The sequence below is a fragment of the Thermomonas sp. genome, from assembly GCF_029945965.1.
Lineage (GTDB): Bacteria > Pseudomonadota > Gammaproteobacteria > Xanthomonadales > Xanthomonadaceae > Thermomonas.
The window spans coordinates 204,038-221,844 of sequence record NZ_JAQSDO010000015.1; the positions used below are offsets into that span (position 1 = coordinate 204,038).

Consider the following 17,807-nt stretch of genomic DNA (forward strand, 5'->3'; position numbering starts at 1 on the left):
CATTAATTCGCTTGTTCGATTGACTTCCAGTCAACCAGGCCTCTACCCGCATGAAGCAACGCCCACAACCCTTGCCGGACTATGACAGCGCCACCGCGCTGCATGCGCTGGCGCATGCTTTGGCGTCGTTGAAAACGGGAGAGGAAGTGCGTTCCTTCCTTGAAGACCTGTGCACGCCGGCCGAACTGGAGTCGATGGGGGACCGCTGGAAAGTGGTGCCCTTGCTGCTGCAGGGCGTGCCGTACCGTGAAATACACGACCGAACCTCGGTCAGCGTGACCACCATCGGTCGCGTGGCGCGCACGATTGACCGCGGTACGGGTGGCTACACCCTCGCGGCACGTCGCCTGCGCCTCCCCCTCGCTTCGCATTAAGGCAACTCCCATGACTCCCCCCGCCAATCCGGCGGTGCGTGATCGCCTGCGCATCGCCATCCAGAAAAACGGTCGCCTCAGCGATCCCGCACGTGCGCTGCTGAGTGCCTGTGGGCTGAGCTGGCGCGAAAGCCGCGACCGCCTGTTCTGCTATGGCGAAAGCGCGCCGATCGACCTACTGCTGGTGCGCGACGACGACATTCCAGGCTTGATCGCCGGCGGGTTGTGTGACCTCGGCATCGTCGGCCGCAACGTGTTGCTGGAACAGGCTGGCGAGCGCGAGCAAGCGGGAGAGCCAGCGGCATTCCGCGAACTGCGACCGCTTGGCTTCGGTGGCTGCAAGCTCATGCTGGCGGTGCCGGACGAGTGGGATTGGCAAGCGCCGGAAGAGTTAGCCGGCAAACGCATCGCCACAAGCTACCCGGCATTGCTGCGCAGCTGGCTGAAGGCGTCTGCAATCGATGCCGATGTGGTGACGCTGTCGGGCTCGGTAGAGATCGCACCACGACTTGGGCAAGCCGATGCCGTCTGTGACCTGGTTTCCAGTGGCGCGACGCTAGCCGCCAACCACCTCAAGGCGGTGCACACGATCCTCGAAACTGAGGCCGTGCTTGCCGCACCGGCGTTACCGTTTGGCGACACGCGTGCGGATCTCGCAGACATGCTGCTGCGCCGCCTGGATGGCGTGTTGCGGATCCGCGACAGCAAGTTGCTGTTGTTCCAGGCCTCACGCGACTGTCTGGCTGAGGTCATCAGCCTGCTACCGGATGCCGAGGCGCCGACCATGATGCAGGTCGATGGCAGTGATTCCATCGCGCTGCAGGCGCTGTGCCATGGCGTTGTCACCTGGCAGCGGCTGGAAGACCTGAAGCGTGCAGGCGCTCGTGGGCTGATGGTGTTGCCGGTTGAGAGGATGCTGGCGTGAATCGGATCGACTGGTCGAGCCTGGATGACGCTGCGAAGGCGCAGGTGCTGCAGCGTCCGGTGCAGGGGGTTTCCGAACGCGTGCGCGATGCGGTTTCGGAGATCCGTGCTGAAGTTTCTGAAAATGGCGATGCGGCACTGCGCGCATTGACCGCGCAATTCGATGGCGTGGATCTGGACAGCTTCGAAGTCGGTGAAGCCGAATTCGCCGCCGCGGAAGCCGCCGTGCCCGCATCGTTGCGCGACGCGATGCGCGAAGCTGCCGGACGCATTGAAGCCTTCCACCGCGCCGGGATGGCTGCGCCATATGCGGTCGACACTGCGCCGGGCCTACGCTGCGAACGCATCCAGCGTCCGATCATGCGGGTGGGGCTGTATGTTCCTGCGGGCAGTGCGCCGTTGCCATCGACCGCATTGATGCTGACGATGCCGGCCGGCCTTGCCGGTTGCCGCGACATCATTCTCTGCACACCGCCGCGCGCAGATGGCCAGGCCGATCCTGCAGTGCTGGTTGCCGCGCGGATGACGCCGGGCGTGCGCGTGTTCAAGCTTGGCGGTGCGCAGGCGATAGCGGCCATGGCCATCGGCACCGAAAGCCTGCCGCGTTGCGACAAGCTGTTCGGACCGGGCAATGGTTATGTCGATGAAGCCAAGCGGCAGGTCACACAGGAGCTTGGCGGCCCCGCCATCGACATGCCCGCTGGACCGTCGGAAGTGCTGGTGATCGCCGATGCCGGTGCCGATCCCACGTTCGTTGCGGCTGACTTGTTGTCGCAGGCGGAGCATGGCCCGGATTCGCAGGTACTGCTGCTGACCGATTCGTTGCAATTGCTGGATGCGGTGCTGCTGCAGGTGCAAGTGCAACTTGCACAGTTGCCCCGCGCTGATATCGCCCGTGTTGCGCTTGGCGAGTCGCGTGCGGTGCTGGTGGACACGCTTGAAACCGCATTCGAGATCAGCAATTCATACGCGCCGGAACACTTGATTCTGGCTTTGCGGGAACCGCAAACCTGGGTTGAACGCGTCACTAGCGCAGGTACTATTTTTCTCGGCGACTGGACGCCTGAAGCACTCGGTGATTACTGCAGCGGCAGCAACCACGTATTGCCTACCGGCGGGGCTGCGCGTGCGTGGAGCGGGTTGAGCGTGGCCAGTTTCCAGAAGGCGATCACGGTGCAGACGGCGAGCCGCGAAGGCATCGTCAACACCGGCCCTTGCGCTGCGACGCTGGCCCATGCCGAAGGCCTGCAGGCGCATGCGCGTGCAGTCGAGCTGCGCCTGGAGCGCGCACGTCTTGAGATAGCAGCATGAGTACGGTGTCTGCATTGCTGCGTAGCGACCTACGCGATTTTGGCGGCTATCGCTCGGCGCGCAGCGACAAGCTTGATGGTGATATCTGGCTGAATGCCAACGAATCGCCGTGGGCGAATCCCGGCACGCCGGCAAGCGATTTGCGTCGCTATCCGTCGCCGCAACCGCAACAGCTGCGCGATGTGTTGGCAGGCCTGTATCTGGTAACCCCCGAACAGGTGTTGGCCGGGCGCGGCAGCGATGAAGCGATAGACTTGTTGCAGCGTGCGTTCTGCATGCCGGGGCAGGATCGCATCGTGATCGCGCCGCCGGTGTTCGGCATGTATGCGGTTTGTGCGCGCTTGCATGGCACGGCAGTGATCGAAGTTCCGCTGGTCGATGGCGCTGCGGGTCTCAATGCTGATCTTGATGCGATGGTGGATGCCGTCATTGCAAACGATGCGCGCCTGCTGTTCCTGTGCTCGCCGGGCAATCCATCGGGCGAAGCGTTGTCGCTCGATGCGATCGCAGTCGTGGCTGAGCGACTGCGCAACCGCGCCGTCGTGGTGGTGGACGAGGCCTACGCTGAGTTCAGCGAGCAGCCTTCCGCGACTGCATTGCTGGATGCACACGACAATCTTGCCATCCTGCGCACGCTGTCGAAGGCGCATGCGCTGGCGGCGGCACGGATCGGTTGCGTGATCGGTTCCGTGGAGATGATCGATGCGTTGCGTCGCTGCCAGGCGCCGTATCCAATCCCGCAGCCATGTGCCGATGTGGCCTGTGAGGCATTGTCGGGCAGCGCTTTAGAGGTAACTCGCCAACGTGTGCGCGAAATCTGCTCGGAGCGGGCAGTGGTTGCGGTTGCCATGGTCGGATTACCGGGCGTGCGGCGCGTGTATGCCTCGCAGGGTAATTTCCTGCTCGCGCGGTTTGATGATGCCGAAGTTGCATTCCAGCGCCTGTTGCAGGCAGGTGTGGTCGTACGTGACATGCGCAGCCAGCCGCAACTCGGCGATGCCTTGCGCATCACGATTGGTAGTCCTGAACAGAATCTGCGGGTACTTGAAGTGCTTGCGCAGGCACAGGTGGAAGCAGCATGAGCAATGGCACACCCATCCTGTTCGTCGATCGCGATGGCACACTGATCGAAGAACCCGAAGACTTCCAGATCGACCGGCTCGACAAGCTGCGTTTCGTGGCAAACGTGATCCCGGCAATGCTTCGCCTGCGCGATGTCGGCTACGACTTCGTGATCGTCAGCAACCAGGACGGCCTGGGCAGGCCTGACTACCCGCAGGCGTCCTTCGATGGCCCGCAGGCTTTGATGATGCAGGTGTTCGAAAGTCAGGGCATCCGGTTTCGCGAGGTTCTGATCGACTGCAGCTTTCCTGCCGACAACGCGCCGACCCGCAAACCCGACCTGGGCTTGGTCCAGCACTACCTGAAGGATCGCGGCATCGACTGGGCGCGCAGTGCGATGGTCGGTGATCGCACGACCGACATTACCTTCGCCGACAACCTCGGCATTCGCGGGTTCCAGTTGCGCACCCCGCAGTTCGGCGGTGAATGGGACTGGACCGGGATTGCCCACGCCTTGGCTGATGCGCCGCGTACCGCTCTGGTGACACGTGATACCCGCGAAACGAAAGTCGAGGTCGAACTCGACCTGGATCGCAGTGCAGAGCCTGACATCAAGACCGGCCTCGGCTTCTTCGACCACATGCTGGAACAACTCGGCAAGCATGGCGGCTTTGCGCTGCGCGTGCGTTGCATGGGCGACCTGCATATCGATGAGCATCACACCATCGAAGACACCGCGCTCGCGCTCGGGCAGGCGCTTGCCGAGGCGCTTGGCGACAAACGCGGCATCGGTCGCTACGGATTCGTGCTGCCGATGGACGAGTCGCTGGCCAGCGCTGCGCTGGATTTCTCCGGACGGCCGTATTTCGAATTCAGTGGATCGTTCTCGCGCGAACGCGTCGGCGACATGCCGACCGAACTGGTCCCGCATTTCTTCCAATCGCTGTGCGATGGCGCGCGCCTGAATCTGCACCTGACCGTCACTGGCGACAATGACCACCACAAGATCGAAGCTTGTTTCAAAGCAGTGGCGCGGGTGCTACGGCAGGCGCTGCGCCGCGAGGGCAACGAGCTGCCAAGTACCAAGGGCATGCTGTGAAAAATGGAATCGCGAACGATGTTGCCTTGATCGATGCCGGCGGCGCCAACCTCGGCTCGGTGCGGTATGCGCTGGAGCGGCTCGGCGTGGACGCACGCATCGTGCGTGATGCTAATGGCCTGCACGGCGCGCAGCGGGTGATCCTGCCAGGGGTCGGTGCGGCGGCACCAGCGATGGCACTCCTGCGCGAGCGCGGGCTGGATGTCGCCTTGCGTGCACTGGATGCGCCATTGCTCGGAATCTGCCTTGGCATGCAACTGCTGTTTGACGCGAGCGAGGAGGGCGATGTCGCCTGCCTCGGCTTGCTGCCAGGTACGGTGCGCCGGATGCAGGGCAGCGCCGGTCTGCGGGTGCCGCACATGGGCTGGAATACGCTGGAAATTATTCGAGAATCCGCATTGCTGGATGGCATCGCCATGCCTGCGCATGCCTATTTCGTGCATGGCTATGCTACGCCGGTCACTGATGACTGCATCGCGAGCTGCACACATGGCGATCCGTTTGCCGCCTGCGTGCAGCGTGGTCGCATCGCCGGCATGCAGTTTCACCCGGAGCGCTCGGCCGATGTCGGTTCGACGCTGCTCTCCAATTTCCTGCGCTGGAATCCCGAATGAGTCGCCTTCCATGAGCACCGACGCATGACTGCCGTCCTTTATCCGGCCATCGACGTGCGCGACGGGCGCGTGGTCCGCCTGCAACAGGGCGACTACGCGCGTGAGACGCGCTATGCCGATGATCCTTTCGAACTTGCGTCCCGCTATGCCGCGCAGGGCGCGACCTGGCTGCACCTGGTCGACCTGGATGCGGCGCGTGACGGCGGTTATGCGCAACTCGACCTGCTTTCGCGGATCAAGACCGCGACCTCAATGAGCGTACAAACCGGCGGCGGCATTCGCGACGAAACCGGCGTCGATGCGTTGTTCGCGGCGGGTGCGGATCGGGTGGTGGTCGGGTCGCTGGCGATCCGCGAGCCTGAGCGCGTGAAAGGCTGGCTTGCACGCTACGGCGCCGAGCGCGTCACGGTGGCGCTGGATGCAAGCTGCAATCCGGATGGCGAATGGCAGCTGCCGTCACACGGATGGACCCGTGCCAGCGGTACAAGTTTGTTCACGCTGCTGGACGAGTATCTGCATGCCGGTGCGCGCCACGTGCTGTGCACCGACATCGCCCGCGACGGCATGTTGGCTGGGCCTGCGCTGGAGCTGTATGGACAACTGTTGGCGCGTGCGCCGCAGGTGCAGTTGCAGGCGTCTGGCGGCATCCGCAGCGTGGACGACATCCGCAAGGCGACAACACTGGGTTGTGCAGGCGTGGTGCTGGGCAAGGCGCTGCTGGATGCTCGCTTCACAGTGACCGAAGCGCTTGACGGAGTCGCGTCATGTTGAGTCGTCGCATCATTCCGTGCCTGGATGTGCGCGATGGACGCGTGGTCAAGGGCGTGCGTTTCCGCGACCACATCGACATGGGCGACATCCTGACGCTGGCACGTGGTTATCGCGATGAAGGCGCAGATGAACTGGTATTTTACGACATCACCGCCAGTCCGCAAGGCCGCAGCGTTGATCGTGATTGGGTGGAGCAGGTCGCTCGGGTACTGGACATCCCGTTCTGCGTAGCGGGCGGCATTCGCAGCGTGGCGGATGCGCGTGCGGTGCTGCATGCCGGGGCGGACAAGATTTCGATCAACTCGCCTGCGCTGGAACGGCCGGTGCTGATCGAAGAACTTGCCGAGGCCTTCGGCGTGCAATGCGTGGTGGTCGGCATTGATACGCAGCGTGAAGCTGACGGGCAATGGCGCGTGCGCAGCCATACGGGAGATCCTGAAAACATGCGTGCGCCCGGCAAGCGTACGCTGGACTGGATCAGCGAGGCGCAGTCGCGCGGTGCCGGCGAGATCGTGCTCAATTGCATGGACAGCGACGGCGTGCGCAGCGGTTATGACATCGACCAGTTGCGTGAGGTGCGCGACATCTGCCATGTGCCGCTGGTGGCGTCTGGTGGTGCTGGTATTGCGCAACATTTCATTGACGTATTCCGCGATGCCGATGTCGATGCGGCGCTCGCAGCCAGCGTGTTTCATTCGGGCGTGCTGGCCATTTCCGATCTCAAGCAAGGCCTGCGCGATGCTGGCATCGAGGTGCGCCTGTGAGCAATAAATGGGTCGATGAATTGGCATGGGGCAAACAGGATGGCCTGCTGCCGGCCATCGTCCAGGACGCCAGCACGCTGCGTGTCTTGATGCTGGGCTACATGGACCGCGCGGCATTGCTGGCGACCATTGAATGTGGCGAAGTCACCTTCTTCAGCCGTAGCCGTCAGCAACTGTGGCGCAAGGGCGAGCAGAGCGGCAACGTGTTGCGGCTGGTTTCGATCGAGGCCGATTGCGACCAGGACACGCTGCTGGTGATGGCTGAGCCCGCTGGCCCGACTTGCCATCTCGGCAGTACGAGTTGCTTCCCCAACGCACCGCATGACGTGTTGTCGGCGTTGGATATGCGCATTGCCGAGCGCGAACGCGAGCGTCCCGCTGGCAGCTACACCACGACTTTGTTCGAGGCCGGCGTGCGCCGGATTGCCCAGAAGGTCGGTGAGGAGGGCGTGGAAACTGCACTTGCCGCCGTGGTGCAGGACGATGCCGCCTTGCTTGGCGAAGCTGCGGACCTGCTCTATCACCTGATGGTGTTGCTGCGTGCCCGCGGGCTGTCGCTGGCGGACGCAAAAGCGATGCTGAAGGCGCGCGAAAGCTAGCGTGCTTGCGTCAAGGAGGCGGGCATGAGGCCTGGAATCAGGCGACAGTGACCGAATGCCGCACGCAGTTGCGGCCATCGTCCTTGGCCCGGTACAGGGCTTCGTCGGCGATGCGGATCACCTCTTCCGGAACCGTCTCGCGGCTGACATCAACTGTATGCACGCCGATGCTGGCACTCATGCGGATACTGTGGTTGCGGGTTGCGACCGGCGCTTGCTGGATGCGCTGGCGTACGGCTTCGGCAACCTTTAGCGCAGCCTTCGCATCGGTGGCGGGCAGTACCGCAACAAATTCCTCACCGCCGAAGCGTGCGACCAGGCCGCCACGTGCGTTGACGACACTTTCCACGCAGCGCGCCGCATGCCGCAGGCAATCATCCCCGGCGAGGTGCCCGTAGGTATCGTTGATCTGCTTGAAATGATCCAGGTCCAGCAACAGCAGGGCCAGAGGCTTGCCGTCATACAGGCGCGCGTCCAGCGCTTGCTTGAAGGCTTCGTGGAAATGACCACGGTTGTAGACCCCGGTCAACGGATCGCGCTGGCTGTATTCGCGCAGTTGCACGTTGGCCTCGCCCAGTTGCGCCATCGTGGTGCGCAGCTGCTTGGTACGATCTATCACGCTGCGTTCCAGTTGTTCGTTGGCTTGCTGCACGATCCGGATGTTCTCCACGCGCAGGCCGGCATAGCGTGATCCCAGCGCCAGCGAGAGCAGCAGCATTTCCATGGCTGAACCGATCTGCACGCCATTCAAGGTCCAGAAATTACGCGGCACCAGGCCGAACGCGAGCAGGGTGAACATCGCGGTCCCGACCAGGAACAACGCCCATGCGAGCAGGAACAGCCGTGCCGGCTTGTACCCACGCCGCAGCATGACGATGGCGGCAACAATGATCCATGCCAGGCCGAGCAACACCGTCTTCGAGGCGAGTGGGGTAACCACGTGGTACTCGACCTGGGTCGAGACGATGGCCAACACTCCGAAGAACGCGCTGATGCCAAGGCTGATCGCATTGCCGACCGGCCAGCGTTCCTGCAGTTCCAGGAAACTTCGCGAGAACAGTTGCATGCCGATCAATGCCAGGCAGATCGACAGGGGTACCGAGGCATCAGCCATCCATGGCCACTCCGGCCAGAGATATTCGAAGCCGTAGCCATTGAGCGTGAACAGCACAAGGCCGAATGCGCTGACGTGCAACAGGTACCAGAAGTAACTGGAATCGCGCAGCATCAACCACAGCACCAGGTTGTAGATCAACAGCGCGAGCACGATGCCGTAGTACAGGCCGGTGGAAAATTGCGCGTCGCGCAACAGTTCGGCGAACGCACCCGGCGTGTACAGCACCAGCGGTACCTGCATCGAGCTCTGGCTCTGCACCCGCAGCAACAGTTCTACCGGTTGGCCCAGTGGCAGATCGATGCGGAAATTGGGATGGCGATAGCGGATGTATCGCGTTCCGAATGGCACGTGGTCGCCGCTGCTCTGGTGCACCACGCGGCCGTCCGGGTAGCGCAGGTACAGGTCCAGGTTGTCGCTGAGCGCGTATTCCTGCACCAGCACCCAGCGCGGCTCTTCCGGGTTGCGGTTCACTACCGTCACGTGGAACCAGTAGGCGCCTTCCTGGAACCCGAGGCTCGGGTTGCCGTCGGGTAGCGGCGCGTACTGCCCCTCCTGCGCGCGCTGGAAGGCTTCACTGGCACCGTCGCTGGCGAGTGCGTCATGACGATACGTGATGCTCTGGCTGAGCGGCACGGATGTCATGCTGGTATCCAGGGCCAGTGGTTGCCCGGCGCGCACAATGCCGCTGGTGGCGAGCAGGAGCATCGCCATCCCGAGCCAGCATCGATGAATCTTACGAATCACATCGCGCAATCGCGGCCTGCCTTCAGGCTCCCCTGCCTTGCAGGATTCTAGTGGAAATCCCAAGGTTGGGTTGGCGCGGCATAATCGGGGCTGGAGGTGCCCATGCGCACGATGGTCGCGTTGATTCCTGGTTGCATGTCGGTTGTGATGCTCGTAATGGCGGGCAGCGCGCAGGCGCGCGTGGCCGAATGTACGCCGGTCGTGGTCGAGTCCGGCAATGCGCAGTCGCGTACCACCGTGGTGCGGACATCGACCGCCTGCATCCGCTACATTCCGCAGCCTGCAGCTCCTGCGCCCGATACGCCGCTGGAAGTACTGGTGTTCGGCGACCCACAGCCCAAGTCAGCGGTGGATGCCGACTATTTCCGGCGCGACATCGTCGAGCCATTGCGCGGACGCCAGCAGGCCGCACTGGGGCTCTCGCTGGGCGACATCGTCAGCGATGCGCCTGCCGTGTATCCGCTGGTGAAGGCCGCGACAGCGGAACTCGGCCTGCCGTGGATGTACCTGCCAGGCAACCACGATATCGATGCGGATGCGACCGGCGATGCGGATTCGCTACGCAGTTTCCATCAGGCGTTCGGTGCTGATACCCATGCCCGTGAAACCACACTGGCCACATTCATCGCGCTTGATGATGTGATCGCGCTGCCGGGCCGCAAGCCGGCCTACATCGGTGGCTTCCGCAAGGATCAGTTCGCCTTCCTCGAAGCCTATCTGCCGACCCTGCGCAAGGATCGGCTGCTGGTGCTGGCGGTGCATATCCCGTTGTTCGAGGAAGAGAGCAAGGACAGTTTCCGCGACGCCGACCGCGCGCACCTGTTCGAACTGCTGCGCGACTTCCCGCACTTGCTGGTGCTGAGTGCGCACAGCCACTCGCAACAACATGTCTTCCACGATGCCGGCGACGGCTGGAACGGCGCGCAACCACTGCACGAATACAACATTGGTGCCGCCTGTGGCGCCTACTGGTCCGGCATCAAGGATAGCGACGGCATTCCCGATGCGACCATGGCCGATGGCACCCCGAACGGTTACGCGGTGTTGACCGTGCAGGCAGGCGGCACGTATGCGCTGGCCTGGCATAACGCACGCGACGTCGCCGATACCCAGATCGGACTGCATGCACCAAAAGTATTGCGACGCGGCGCGTACCCGGCCTGGGGCGTGTACGCGAATGTCTACATGGGCATGGACGACAGCCGCGTCGAGTACCGCGTCGACGGCGGCGACTGGGCGCCGATGCGCAAGCTGCTGCAGCCGGATCCGGCATTGCTGGCAGAAAACATGCGTGATGACGCGGCGGATGCCTTGCGTGGCTACGATCGCTCGCCCGAAGCCGAGCCATCACGCCATCTCTGGCGAGCCGCCTTGCCGACCACGCTGGCTGTTGGCGAACACAAGATAGAAGTGCGCACGTTTGATCGCTGGCGCGGCGAATTGCGCGCGACCACGAGCTATCGGCTAGAGGATGCGGCACCTTGAGGCGCACTTGAAAGATACTTCTATGGTTTCAGCAGGTCTGCGCGCTTGAGTGCATCGATCAGCAATTGACGATTGGCTGCAGGCTTGCGTGGCCAGCCTGTGATGCGCTCCAGCACTTTGCCGTTGCGTACGACCAGGAAGGTCGGCATGGCCCAGCCTGGGGGCAGCAGTGTCCATTCTTTCCGATCATAGATCTGCATTGCTTGGGCAGCTGGGAAACGCTGGTTCCATTCACGCACGGCATCCTGGTCTTCCTGACCCGGTGGCAACAACAGCCAGTGTGCGTGTGCTGCGAATGCTGGACCGAGCATGGGATCGTTGGAGATATCTTCGGCAGCATCTTCGGAGAAGTGGCAGCCGGCCGTTACCAGGATTTGCGTCGGCCCGATATCAAGTGCGGTCCTCACCAGGCTCGTATTGTCGTTGCTCGTACGCCAGACACTGATAGGTGGGGCGCTGTCATGGAATGGATCCACCATCCTGGGAAGCTCTGCCAGGTCAGCATTGGGATGTTCAACCGCGTAGCGTTTGGCTTCATCGAAGCGATGCAACCTCAGCAGCGCGTCGTAAACGCTTCGAAAATCCTGTGCCTGTGCGATGCCAGATTCATTCATTGCTGCAACAACGGCACGCAGGTCCTTAATGGTCTCCGGTGTTGGTGAATCGGACGCGGTCAGTTCAATCGACCGCATCAAATACAGCAAATCGTGCTCTGGTATATTCCTGATTATGTCGGGTTGACGGAACAGATCTGCGAACAACACATTGAAGCGTTGGCGTAGTTCCAGACGATTGCTGGCATCGGGTCGATTCAGGCGGTAAAGCTCGTCGAAACCGGTTTCCACCTTGCCGGCATCCGCTTGCTTTTTTCGCCAAGCTGGTGGCACATCGGGATGCCGGGATTTCACTCCCGAGGCATATTCCGAGAGATCAAAAAGCGTCAATATCCTAATGACTTCGTCGCGGGTGAGTTCCGTTTCCAATTCTGCGGTCCCGAATCCGCCTAGTCCGTTGCGTCCAAAGACAAGGCTATCCAGGAACCGACGACGCGCCATAGACGGCAATGCGTCGAATGGAGTCGCATGCCCCTTGTTGGCTATGAGATAGGCATCAAGTGCTATGCGCGATCGCAATGAACCTTGCTTGTAAGTGACCGCCGTCGATGTCTTGTCGTCATTGGCCTGGGGCGATGACGATGGCGTTGAAGCTGCTGCCATGCCGCAGGCAAGCACAGCGGCCAATGGAACAATCAAGAGGATCGTATTGCACCGATGTATACGCATCAGGGGATGATCTCCGCGAACGACTCCACTCGCATATGGCCATGCGTATCGTCGCCTGTGCGCGGCTCGGGATAGTCCTCGTGGCGGTCCAGCAGGACTGTGCGCATGCCGGCATCGCGCGCGGCATCCAGTTCGGCGACTACGTCGGACAGGAACAGGATGTCGGCCGGGCTGCGATGGAGTGCGTCGGCGATCAGCCGGTAGCTGTCGGCGTCGCGCTTGTGGCCAACTTCGGTGTCGAACCAGGCGCTGAACAGTGCGGACAGGTCGCCGGTATCGGAGTTACCGAACAGCAGTTTCTGCGCGGGAACCGAGCCCGAGGAATACACCGCCAACCGATGCCCGGCCTCGTGCCATGCACGCAACTGCGGTGCAACATCGGGATACATGTGCGCGGTGAAATCGCGGCTGCAGTAGCCAGCCTTCCAGATCATGCCCTGCAGCGCCTTCAGCGCGGTGTGCTTGCGGTCCTGGTCGATCCAGCCCTGCAGGGTTTCGGCGATGACAGCGTCGTCGCAGATCGCGCCATGTTCGGTGGCGACCACGTCCAGCCAGTGGCGTACTTCGAGCTCATGGCCGTGTTCGCGAACGAAGCGCGGCAGTTCGCGGCGCGCGTACGGAAACAGCACGTCCTTGACGAAGGAAATCGACGACGTGGTTCCTTCAATATCAGTCAGGATTGTCGTTTTCATGCGCGCGCGGCTCCCACTTCATAGCGCGGAAAGCGCGTGGCGATGTCGGTGCCGGTGAAATGGCCGACCCAGCCGTCCGCTTCGGTGAAAAAGCGAATCGCCACGAAGCTCGGCTCCGGGCCCATGTCGAACCAGTGGGTCATGCGGTCCGGTACCGCGATCAGGTCGCCGGCTTCGCACAACACCTCAAAGACCTTGTCGTCAACGTGCAGGGTGAACAGGCCTGAGCCTGCGACGAAGAAACGCACCTCGTCTTCCTTGTGGAAGTGTTCCTCGAGGAATTTTGCACGCATCACTTCGCACTGCTCATTGTCGGGGGAGATGCTGACCACGTCGATGCTGCGGAAGCCATTGGCTTCGACCAGACGGTCGATATCGGCGCGATAGGCGGCCATGATCGTGTCTGGCGCATCGCCTGGTTGCACGGGTTGCGATGCGTCCCATTGTTCGAAGCCGACGCCAATCACGGCCAATTCAGCGGCGAGTTCTGCCACGTCTGAGGTCGCCAGGCGCGGCACGTCCGGTGCATCGTCCGCGAAGATCCTGAGTCGGCTCATCGCTGCAACCTGCGCAATTCCAGTTCGCAGGACAGCAGGAATTCGAATGCTTCCAGATGCCGGCGCGCTTCACCCATGTTGCGGCCCCAGGCGTACAGGCCGTGGCCATCGATCAGGTAGCCCCACATGGTTTGCCGGTCGAGCGATTCGTCAACCTGTGCGGCGAGTTGCACCATGTCCTGGGTGTTGGCAAAAACTGGCACGTCGATTGCGGCTTCGTGGGTGGTGTTGCCGGCGAATGCCTTGAGCAGCTCATAGCCTTCCAGCCGGATGTGGCCATCGGATGCGTACAGGCGTGATGCAATCGTCTGCACCTGCGAATGCGTATGCAGCACGCAACCAATTTCCGGGAAGCGGTGGTAGAGGTGGGTATGCAGCAGGGTTTCCGCAGACGGGCAGTGCTCACTGCCGACCGGATTACCATGGAAATCCACGACCATGATGTCGGCTTCGGTCAGCTTGCCCTTGTCGCGTCCGGAGACGGTGATGGCCGCATGGCGTTCGTCCAGGCGCAGCGAGAAATTGCTGCTGGTCGCAGGTGTCAGGCCGGCGCGCGACAACTCGCGCACATTGGTGATGATCTCGCCAGCCAGGTGGCGCAGGTGCTGCACGTCGTAGGCATCTTTCATGCGCGTCAGTGTAGCGAATCGGGTGTTTGCCTTCTGCATGGCCAGGCAACAAAAAACCCGGCCGGAGCCGGGCTTTCTGGGGTTTCATGTAGCAGGGATCAGGCTTGCGGCCCTTCGTGGAACTTGGGCTCCGGGTCCATGCCGGGGCCGCCGCCGTGTTTATTGTTGCCCGGCGCCAGCTCACTGCGGTTGTAGCCATACAGCCGATACACCACCAGGCCGATGGCTGCCCAGCCGAAGAACAGGCCAATCGTGTACACCGACAGGTTCACGAACAGCAGCAGGCAGCCGGCGACCGCGAGCGGGCAGACCACCCACACCAGCGGCGTACGGAACGGGCGATGCCGGTTCGGCTGTTGCTTGCGCAGGATCATCACGCCGACCGACACCATGATGAAGGCGAACAGGGTGCCCGAGTTGGAGATGTCCGCGAGGATCCCGACCGGGAACATCGCGCCGAACAGCGCCACGAACACGCCAGTGATGATCGTGATCACGTGCGGAGTATGGTACTTCGGATGGATTTTCGAGAGCTTCTCGGGCAGCAGGCCATCACGCGACATCGTGAAGAAGATGCGGGTCTGGCCGTAGATCATCATCAGCACCACCGACGGCAGCGCCACTGCCGCGGCGAGGCCAATCATGTTGCCGACCTTGCCGAAGCCAATCATGCGCATCACGTGCGCAAGCGGCTCCTTGCTGCAGACCAGGGCATCGGCATGTGATGCCATTGCGCAGGCGGCGGCCATTTCCGGCGTGCCCGGCGACAACGCAACACCGTCTGCGCCGACCATCGGTGCCGAACCCGCCGCGCCCACCGCACCATAACCCACCAGCAGGTAGAAGATGGTGCAGACCGCCAGCGAACCGATCAGGCCGATCGGGATGTTGCGGTTTGGGTTCTTGGTTTCTTCCGATGCAGTGGACACTGCATCGAAGCCGACGTAAGCGAAGAAGATCGATGCCGCCGCGCCCAGCACCCCGACGCCACCCATCGGGCTGCCCCAGCCGGTCGGGAAGAACGGTTCGAAATTCTGGTTATTCACCGCTGGCAGCGCGATGATGATGAAGGCGATCAGAGCAGCAATCTTGATCGACACCAGCACCGCGTTGACCTTGGCCGACTTGGAGGTGCCGAGCACCAGCAGCCAGGTCACCAGCAGCGCGATCGAGAACGCCAGGATGTTGAAGGTGCCGCCGTCATACGGACCGGTCTGCAGCCAGCGCGGCAACTCAAGCGTGCCGGGTTGGACAAGTCCGAACAAGTCTATGTGCTTCAGTAGCCCGTTCATGTAGCCGGACCAGCCCACCGATACCGCACCTGCCGCGACTGCATATTCAAGGACGAGTGCCCAGCCCACGATCCAGGCCAAGGCCTCGCCCAGCACGCCGTAGGTATATGTGTAGGCCGAGCCCGACACCGGGATCATCGCCGCAAGTTCCGCGTAGGCCAGGGCGGCCAGGGCACAAACCACCGCGGCAATGACAAATGCCACCATCATTGCCGGGCCAGCCTTCTGGCCTGCCTCGGCAGTCAATACGAAGATACCGGTGCCGATCACCGCACCGATACCCAGCATGGTCAGCTGGAACGCGCCAAGCTGGCGGGTCAGCGCCTTCCTTCCAGCAGTTTCTAGAATCTGATCGAGCGGCTTGACGCGCCAAAAAAGCATTGTGTTCTCCCCAGGCAATTCAGACGGAGCACGAGTCATCGTGCACATGATGCAAGGCGCCGACCTTACCGGGCTGGCGGGGTCATGCACAAGCGCCAAACGACCATTCAGCGGCGATAATCAATGCTTCCGACGATGATGCGATGCAACATGCCTGACACCGACCAAGCCTTCACCAATGATTTGTCCGCCTATGCGCGCCGATGGCCGTTCGAGCGCGAGACGGTTGGATTGTTCGAGCATCTTTTGGTTGATGCCGAAAACCCGTTCCGGCGTGAGCGGCTGGCGGGTCACTTCACCGCCTCGGTGTGGCTGGTCAGTGATGATGGAGGTCGCGTCTTGTTGACTCATCACCGCAAGCTCGGAATGTGGTTGCAACTCGGTGGCCATGCCGATGGCGAGCGCGACCTGCAGGTCGCGGCGCTGAAGGAAGCGGAAGAAGAATCCGGGCTGACGGACTTGCGCATCGAGCCCGGCATTTTCGATCTCGACCGCCATCGCATCCCCGAACACAAGGGCGTGGCCGAGCATTGGCATTACGACGTGCGCTATGTGGTGCGTGCTGGCGTGAACGAAAAGTATGTCGTCAGCGACGAATCGCATGACCTGGCCTGGCGCGGCATTGCCGAGCTTGCCAACAGCACCGAGGCCGATGCGTCGGTACGGCGGATGGCGGGGAAGTGGCTGGCGCGACAGGCGGACGCCTGAACCCGGTCGGCAGGCAAGATCACATCGGACCGATCAGTACAGGACGCGGGTCCGCAGGGTGCCCGGGATCGCGGCCAGGTCGGCGCGCAGGTCGGCGGCTTGCGCATCGCCGGTGCTGATGTCGATGACAACGTAGCCGACGTTCGCGTCAGTGCGCAGGAACTGTCCATCGATGTTGATGCCGCGCTGGCCGAAGATTTCGTTGACCCGCGACAACACGCCGGGCACGTTCTGGTGGATGTGCAGGATGCGATGGCTGCCGTCGTGCTCGGGCAGGGTGACTTCGGGGAAGTTCACCGCCGACAGCGTGCTGCCGTTGTCGCTATAGCGGACGAGTTTGGCCGCGACCTCGATCCCGATATTGTCCTGTGCCTCCAGCGTGCTGCCACCCACGTGCGGGGTCAGGATCACGTTGTCCAGGCCACACAGCGGCGATAGCAGCGGATCGTCGTTGCCCTTGGGTTCTTCCGGGAACACATCGACCGCCGCTCCGCCGAGATGCCCGGTAGCGAGCGCCGCTGCGAGTGCGACGATATCCACCACCGTGCCGCGCGACGCGTTGATCAGGTGCGCGCCAAGCTTCATTCGCGCGATCTGCGGAGCACCGATCATCCATTTCGTGGCCGGTGTTTCCGGCACGTGCAGGGTTACCACGTCGGACGCCTCAAGCAGCGTATCCAGGTCGCGCGCCGCACGCGCATTGCCCAGCGACAACTTGGTCTCGATGTCATGGAACAGCACTTGCATGCCCAGCGACTCGGCGAGCACGCCGGCTTGGGTACCGATGTGGCCGTAACCGACGATGCCCAGGGTCTTGCCGCGGGCCTCGTGGCTGCCGGTGGCGGACTTGCTCCATCCGCCGCGATGACACTGCGCGGATTTCTGCGGGATCCCGCGCAGCAGCATGATTGCCTCGGCCAGGACAAGTTCCGCCACGCTGCGGGTATTGGAGTAGGGTGCGTTGAAGACCGGCACGCCAGCTAGTTCGGCCGCTTCCAGATCGACTTGGTTGGTGCCGATGCAGAAACAGCCGATCGCCAGCAGGCGCTTGGCTTCCGATAGCACCCCGGCGGTCAGCTGGGTGCGTGAGCGGATACCGATGAAATGCGCATCGGCGATGGCAATGCGCAGCTCGGCTTCCGGCAGCGACTTGGCATGGCTGACGATGTTGCTGTAGCCGGCGGCGCGGAACGTCTCGATAGCGTTGGAACTGATGCCTTCGAGCAGCAGGACCTTGATGTCCTGCTTGGGGTACGAGGTCTTCTTCATCAGGTCGTCATTGCCGGTGGATGTTCCAGTTTGCCAGTTCCAACGGTGGTTTGCTGCAGTGCCGCACTGGACGCGGGCGGTGGCGGCTGGCAGGCTGGAGACCTCCCGTTGTCACCCCTTAGTTTCCGCCAA

The 17,807-nt window shown here is 62.5% G+C and carries 18 protein-coding genes; 11 read left to right on the forward strand and 7 right to left on the reverse strand.

The window, feature by feature from the left end; genetic code table 11:
- The first annotated feature begins 50 nt into the window (after nt 1-50).
- From PSV05_RS07240 to hisIE, 9 genes are read left to right on the forward strand one after another with little or no spacing between them, the layout of a single operon-like run.
- The gene (locus PSV05_RS07240; protein WP_300063645.1) at nt 51-374 is read left to right on the forward strand and encodes a YerC/YecD family TrpR-related protein; all 324 of its coding nucleotides are present in this window, start codon (nt 51-53) and stop codon (nt 372-374) included.
- A gap of 10 nt (nt 375-384) precedes the next feature.
- Nucleotides 385-1,299 (forward strand): ATP phosphoribosyltransferase, encoded by a 915-nt coding sequence (hisG, locus tag PSV05_RS07245; RefSeq protein ID WP_300063647.1) that lies wholly within the window; start codon nt 385-387, stop codon nt 1,297-1,299.
- Entirely contained in the window at nt 1,296-2,609 is a 1,314-nt protein-coding gene (hisD, locus tag PSV05_RS07250; protein ID WP_300063648.1) for a histidinol dehydrogenase, read from the forward strand. The genes hisG and hisD overlap by 4 nt, the downstream gene beginning before the upstream one ends.
- Complete coding sequence (gene hisC / locus PSV05_RS07255) at nt 2,606-3,691, forward strand: histidinol-phosphate transaminase (protein ID WP_300063650.1); 1,086 nt, start codon at nt 2,606-2,608, stop codon at nt 3,689-3,691. The genes hisD and hisC overlap by 4 nt, the downstream gene beginning before the upstream one ends.
- Nucleotides 3,688-4,770, forward strand: coding sequence for a bifunctional histidinol-phosphatase/imidazoleglycerol-phosphate dehydratase HisB (gene hisB / locus PSV05_RS07260; RefSeq protein ID WP_300063652.1), 1,083 nt, complete (start codon nt 3,688-3,690; stop codon nt 4,768-4,770). Before hisC ends, hisB begins: the two co-directional genes overlap by 4 nt.
- 8 nt (nt 4,771-4,778) lie before the next feature.
- Nucleotides 4,779-5,384 (forward strand): imidazole glycerol phosphate synthase subunit HisH, encoded by a 606-nt coding sequence (gene hisH, locus PSV05_RS07265; RefSeq protein WP_300065386.1) that lies wholly within the window; start codon nt 4,779-4,781, stop codon nt 5,382-5,384.
- Nucleotides 5,385-5,408: 24 nt separating this feature from the next.
- Nucleotides 5,409-6,155: a 1-(5-phosphoribosyl)-5-[(5-phosphoribosylamino)methylideneamino]imidazole-4-carboxamide isomerase gene (gene hisA, locus PSV05_RS07270; RefSeq protein WP_300063654.1), complete on the forward strand. Its 747-nt coding sequence runs from the start codon at nt 5,409-5,411 to the stop codon at nt 6,153-6,155.
- The gene (gene hisF, locus PSV05_RS07275; RefSeq protein WP_300063656.1) at nt 6,149-6,919 is read left to right on the forward strand and encodes an imidazole glycerol phosphate synthase subunit HisF; all 771 of its coding nucleotides are present in this window, start codon (nt 6,149-6,151) and stop codon (nt 6,917-6,919) included. Before hisA ends, hisF begins: the two co-directional genes overlap by 7 nt.
- Complete coding sequence (gene hisIE / locus PSV05_RS07280) at nt 6,916-7,518, forward strand: bifunctional phosphoribosyl-AMP cyclohydrolase/phosphoribosyl-ATP diphosphatase HisIE (protein ID WP_300063658.1); 603 nt, start codon at nt 6,916-6,918, stop codon at nt 7,516-7,518. The genes hisF and hisIE overlap by 4 nt, the downstream gene beginning before the upstream one ends.
- A gap of 37 nt (nt 7,519-7,555) precedes the next feature.
- Here the strand turns inward: hisIE and PSV05_RS07285 are convergent, their stop codons facing one another.
- Nucleotides 7,556-9,346 carry a diguanylate cyclase gene (locus PSV05_RS07285; RefSeq protein WP_300063660.1) on the reverse strand — a complete coding sequence of 597 codons (1,791 nt, stop codon included), beginning with the start codon at nt 9,344-9,346 and terminating at the stop codon, nt 7,556-7,558.
- A 135-nt stretch (nt 9,347-9,481) separates the two neighbouring features.
- On the opposite strand from PSV05_RS07285, the gene PSV05_RS07290 reads away from it, so the two are divergent.
- Complete coding sequence (locus tag PSV05_RS07290; protein WP_300063663.1) at nt 9,482-10,864, forward strand: calcineurin-like phosphoesterase C-terminal domain-containing protein; 1,383 nt, start codon at nt 9,482-9,484, stop codon at nt 10,862-10,864.
- 20 nt (nt 10,865-10,884) lie between these two features.
- Here the strand turns inward: PSV05_RS07290 and PSV05_RS07295 are convergent, their stop codons facing one another.
- The 5 genes from PSV05_RS07295 to PSV05_RS07315 form a co-directional block, all read right to left on the reverse strand.
- Nucleotides 10,885-12,147 carry a hypothetical protein gene (locus PSV05_RS07295; protein WP_300063665.1) on the reverse strand — a complete coding sequence of 421 codons (1,263 nt, stop codon included), beginning with the start codon at nt 12,145-12,147 and terminating at the stop codon, nt 10,885-10,887.
- Nucleotides 12,147-12,839, reverse strand: a complete 693-nt coding sequence (gene mtnC / locus PSV05_RS07300; protein ID WP_300063667.1) for an acireductone synthase — start codon at nt 12,837-12,839, stop codon at nt 12,147-12,149. Before mtnC ends, PSV05_RS07295 begins: the two co-directional genes overlap by 1 nt.
- Nucleotides 12,836-13,396: an acireductone dioxygenase gene (locus PSV05_RS07305; RefSeq protein ID WP_300063669.1), complete on the reverse strand. Its 561-nt coding sequence runs from the start codon at nt 13,394-13,396 to the stop codon at nt 12,836-12,838. The genes mtnC and PSV05_RS07305 overlap by 4 nt, the downstream gene beginning before the upstream one ends.
- Nucleotides 13,393-14,025 carry a methylthioribulose 1-phosphate dehydratase gene (locus PSV05_RS07310; RefSeq protein ID WP_300063671.1) on the reverse strand — a complete coding sequence of 211 codons (633 nt, stop codon included), beginning with the start codon at nt 14,023-14,025 and terminating at the stop codon, nt 13,393-13,395. Before PSV05_RS07310 ends, PSV05_RS07305 begins: the two co-directional genes overlap by 4 nt.
- 98 nt (nt 14,026-14,123) lie before the next feature.
- Nucleotides 14,124-15,698, reverse strand: a complete 1,575-nt coding sequence (locus PSV05_RS07315; protein ID WP_300063673.1) for an amino acid permease — start codon at nt 15,696-15,698, stop codon at nt 14,124-14,126.
- Nucleotides 15,699-15,848: 150 nt separating this feature from the next.
- Here PSV05_RS07315 and PSV05_RS07320 point away from each other — a divergent pair, with 150 nt between their 5' ends.
- Nucleotides 15,849-16,406 (forward strand): NUDIX hydrolase, encoded by a 558-nt coding sequence (locus tag PSV05_RS07320; protein ID WP_300063675.1) that lies wholly within the window; start codon nt 15,849-15,851, stop codon nt 16,404-16,406.
- A 33-nt stretch (nt 16,407-16,439) separates the two neighbouring features.
- Here PSV05_RS07320 and serA read toward each other — a convergent pair whose 3' ends face one another.
- On the reverse strand, nt 16,440-17,675 hold the full coding sequence (serA, locus tag PSV05_RS07325; protein WP_300063677.1) for a phosphoglycerate dehydrogenase: 1,236 nt from the start codon (nt 17,673-17,675) through the stop codon (nt 16,440-16,442).
- Nucleotides 17,676-17,807: the final 132 nt, after the last annotated feature.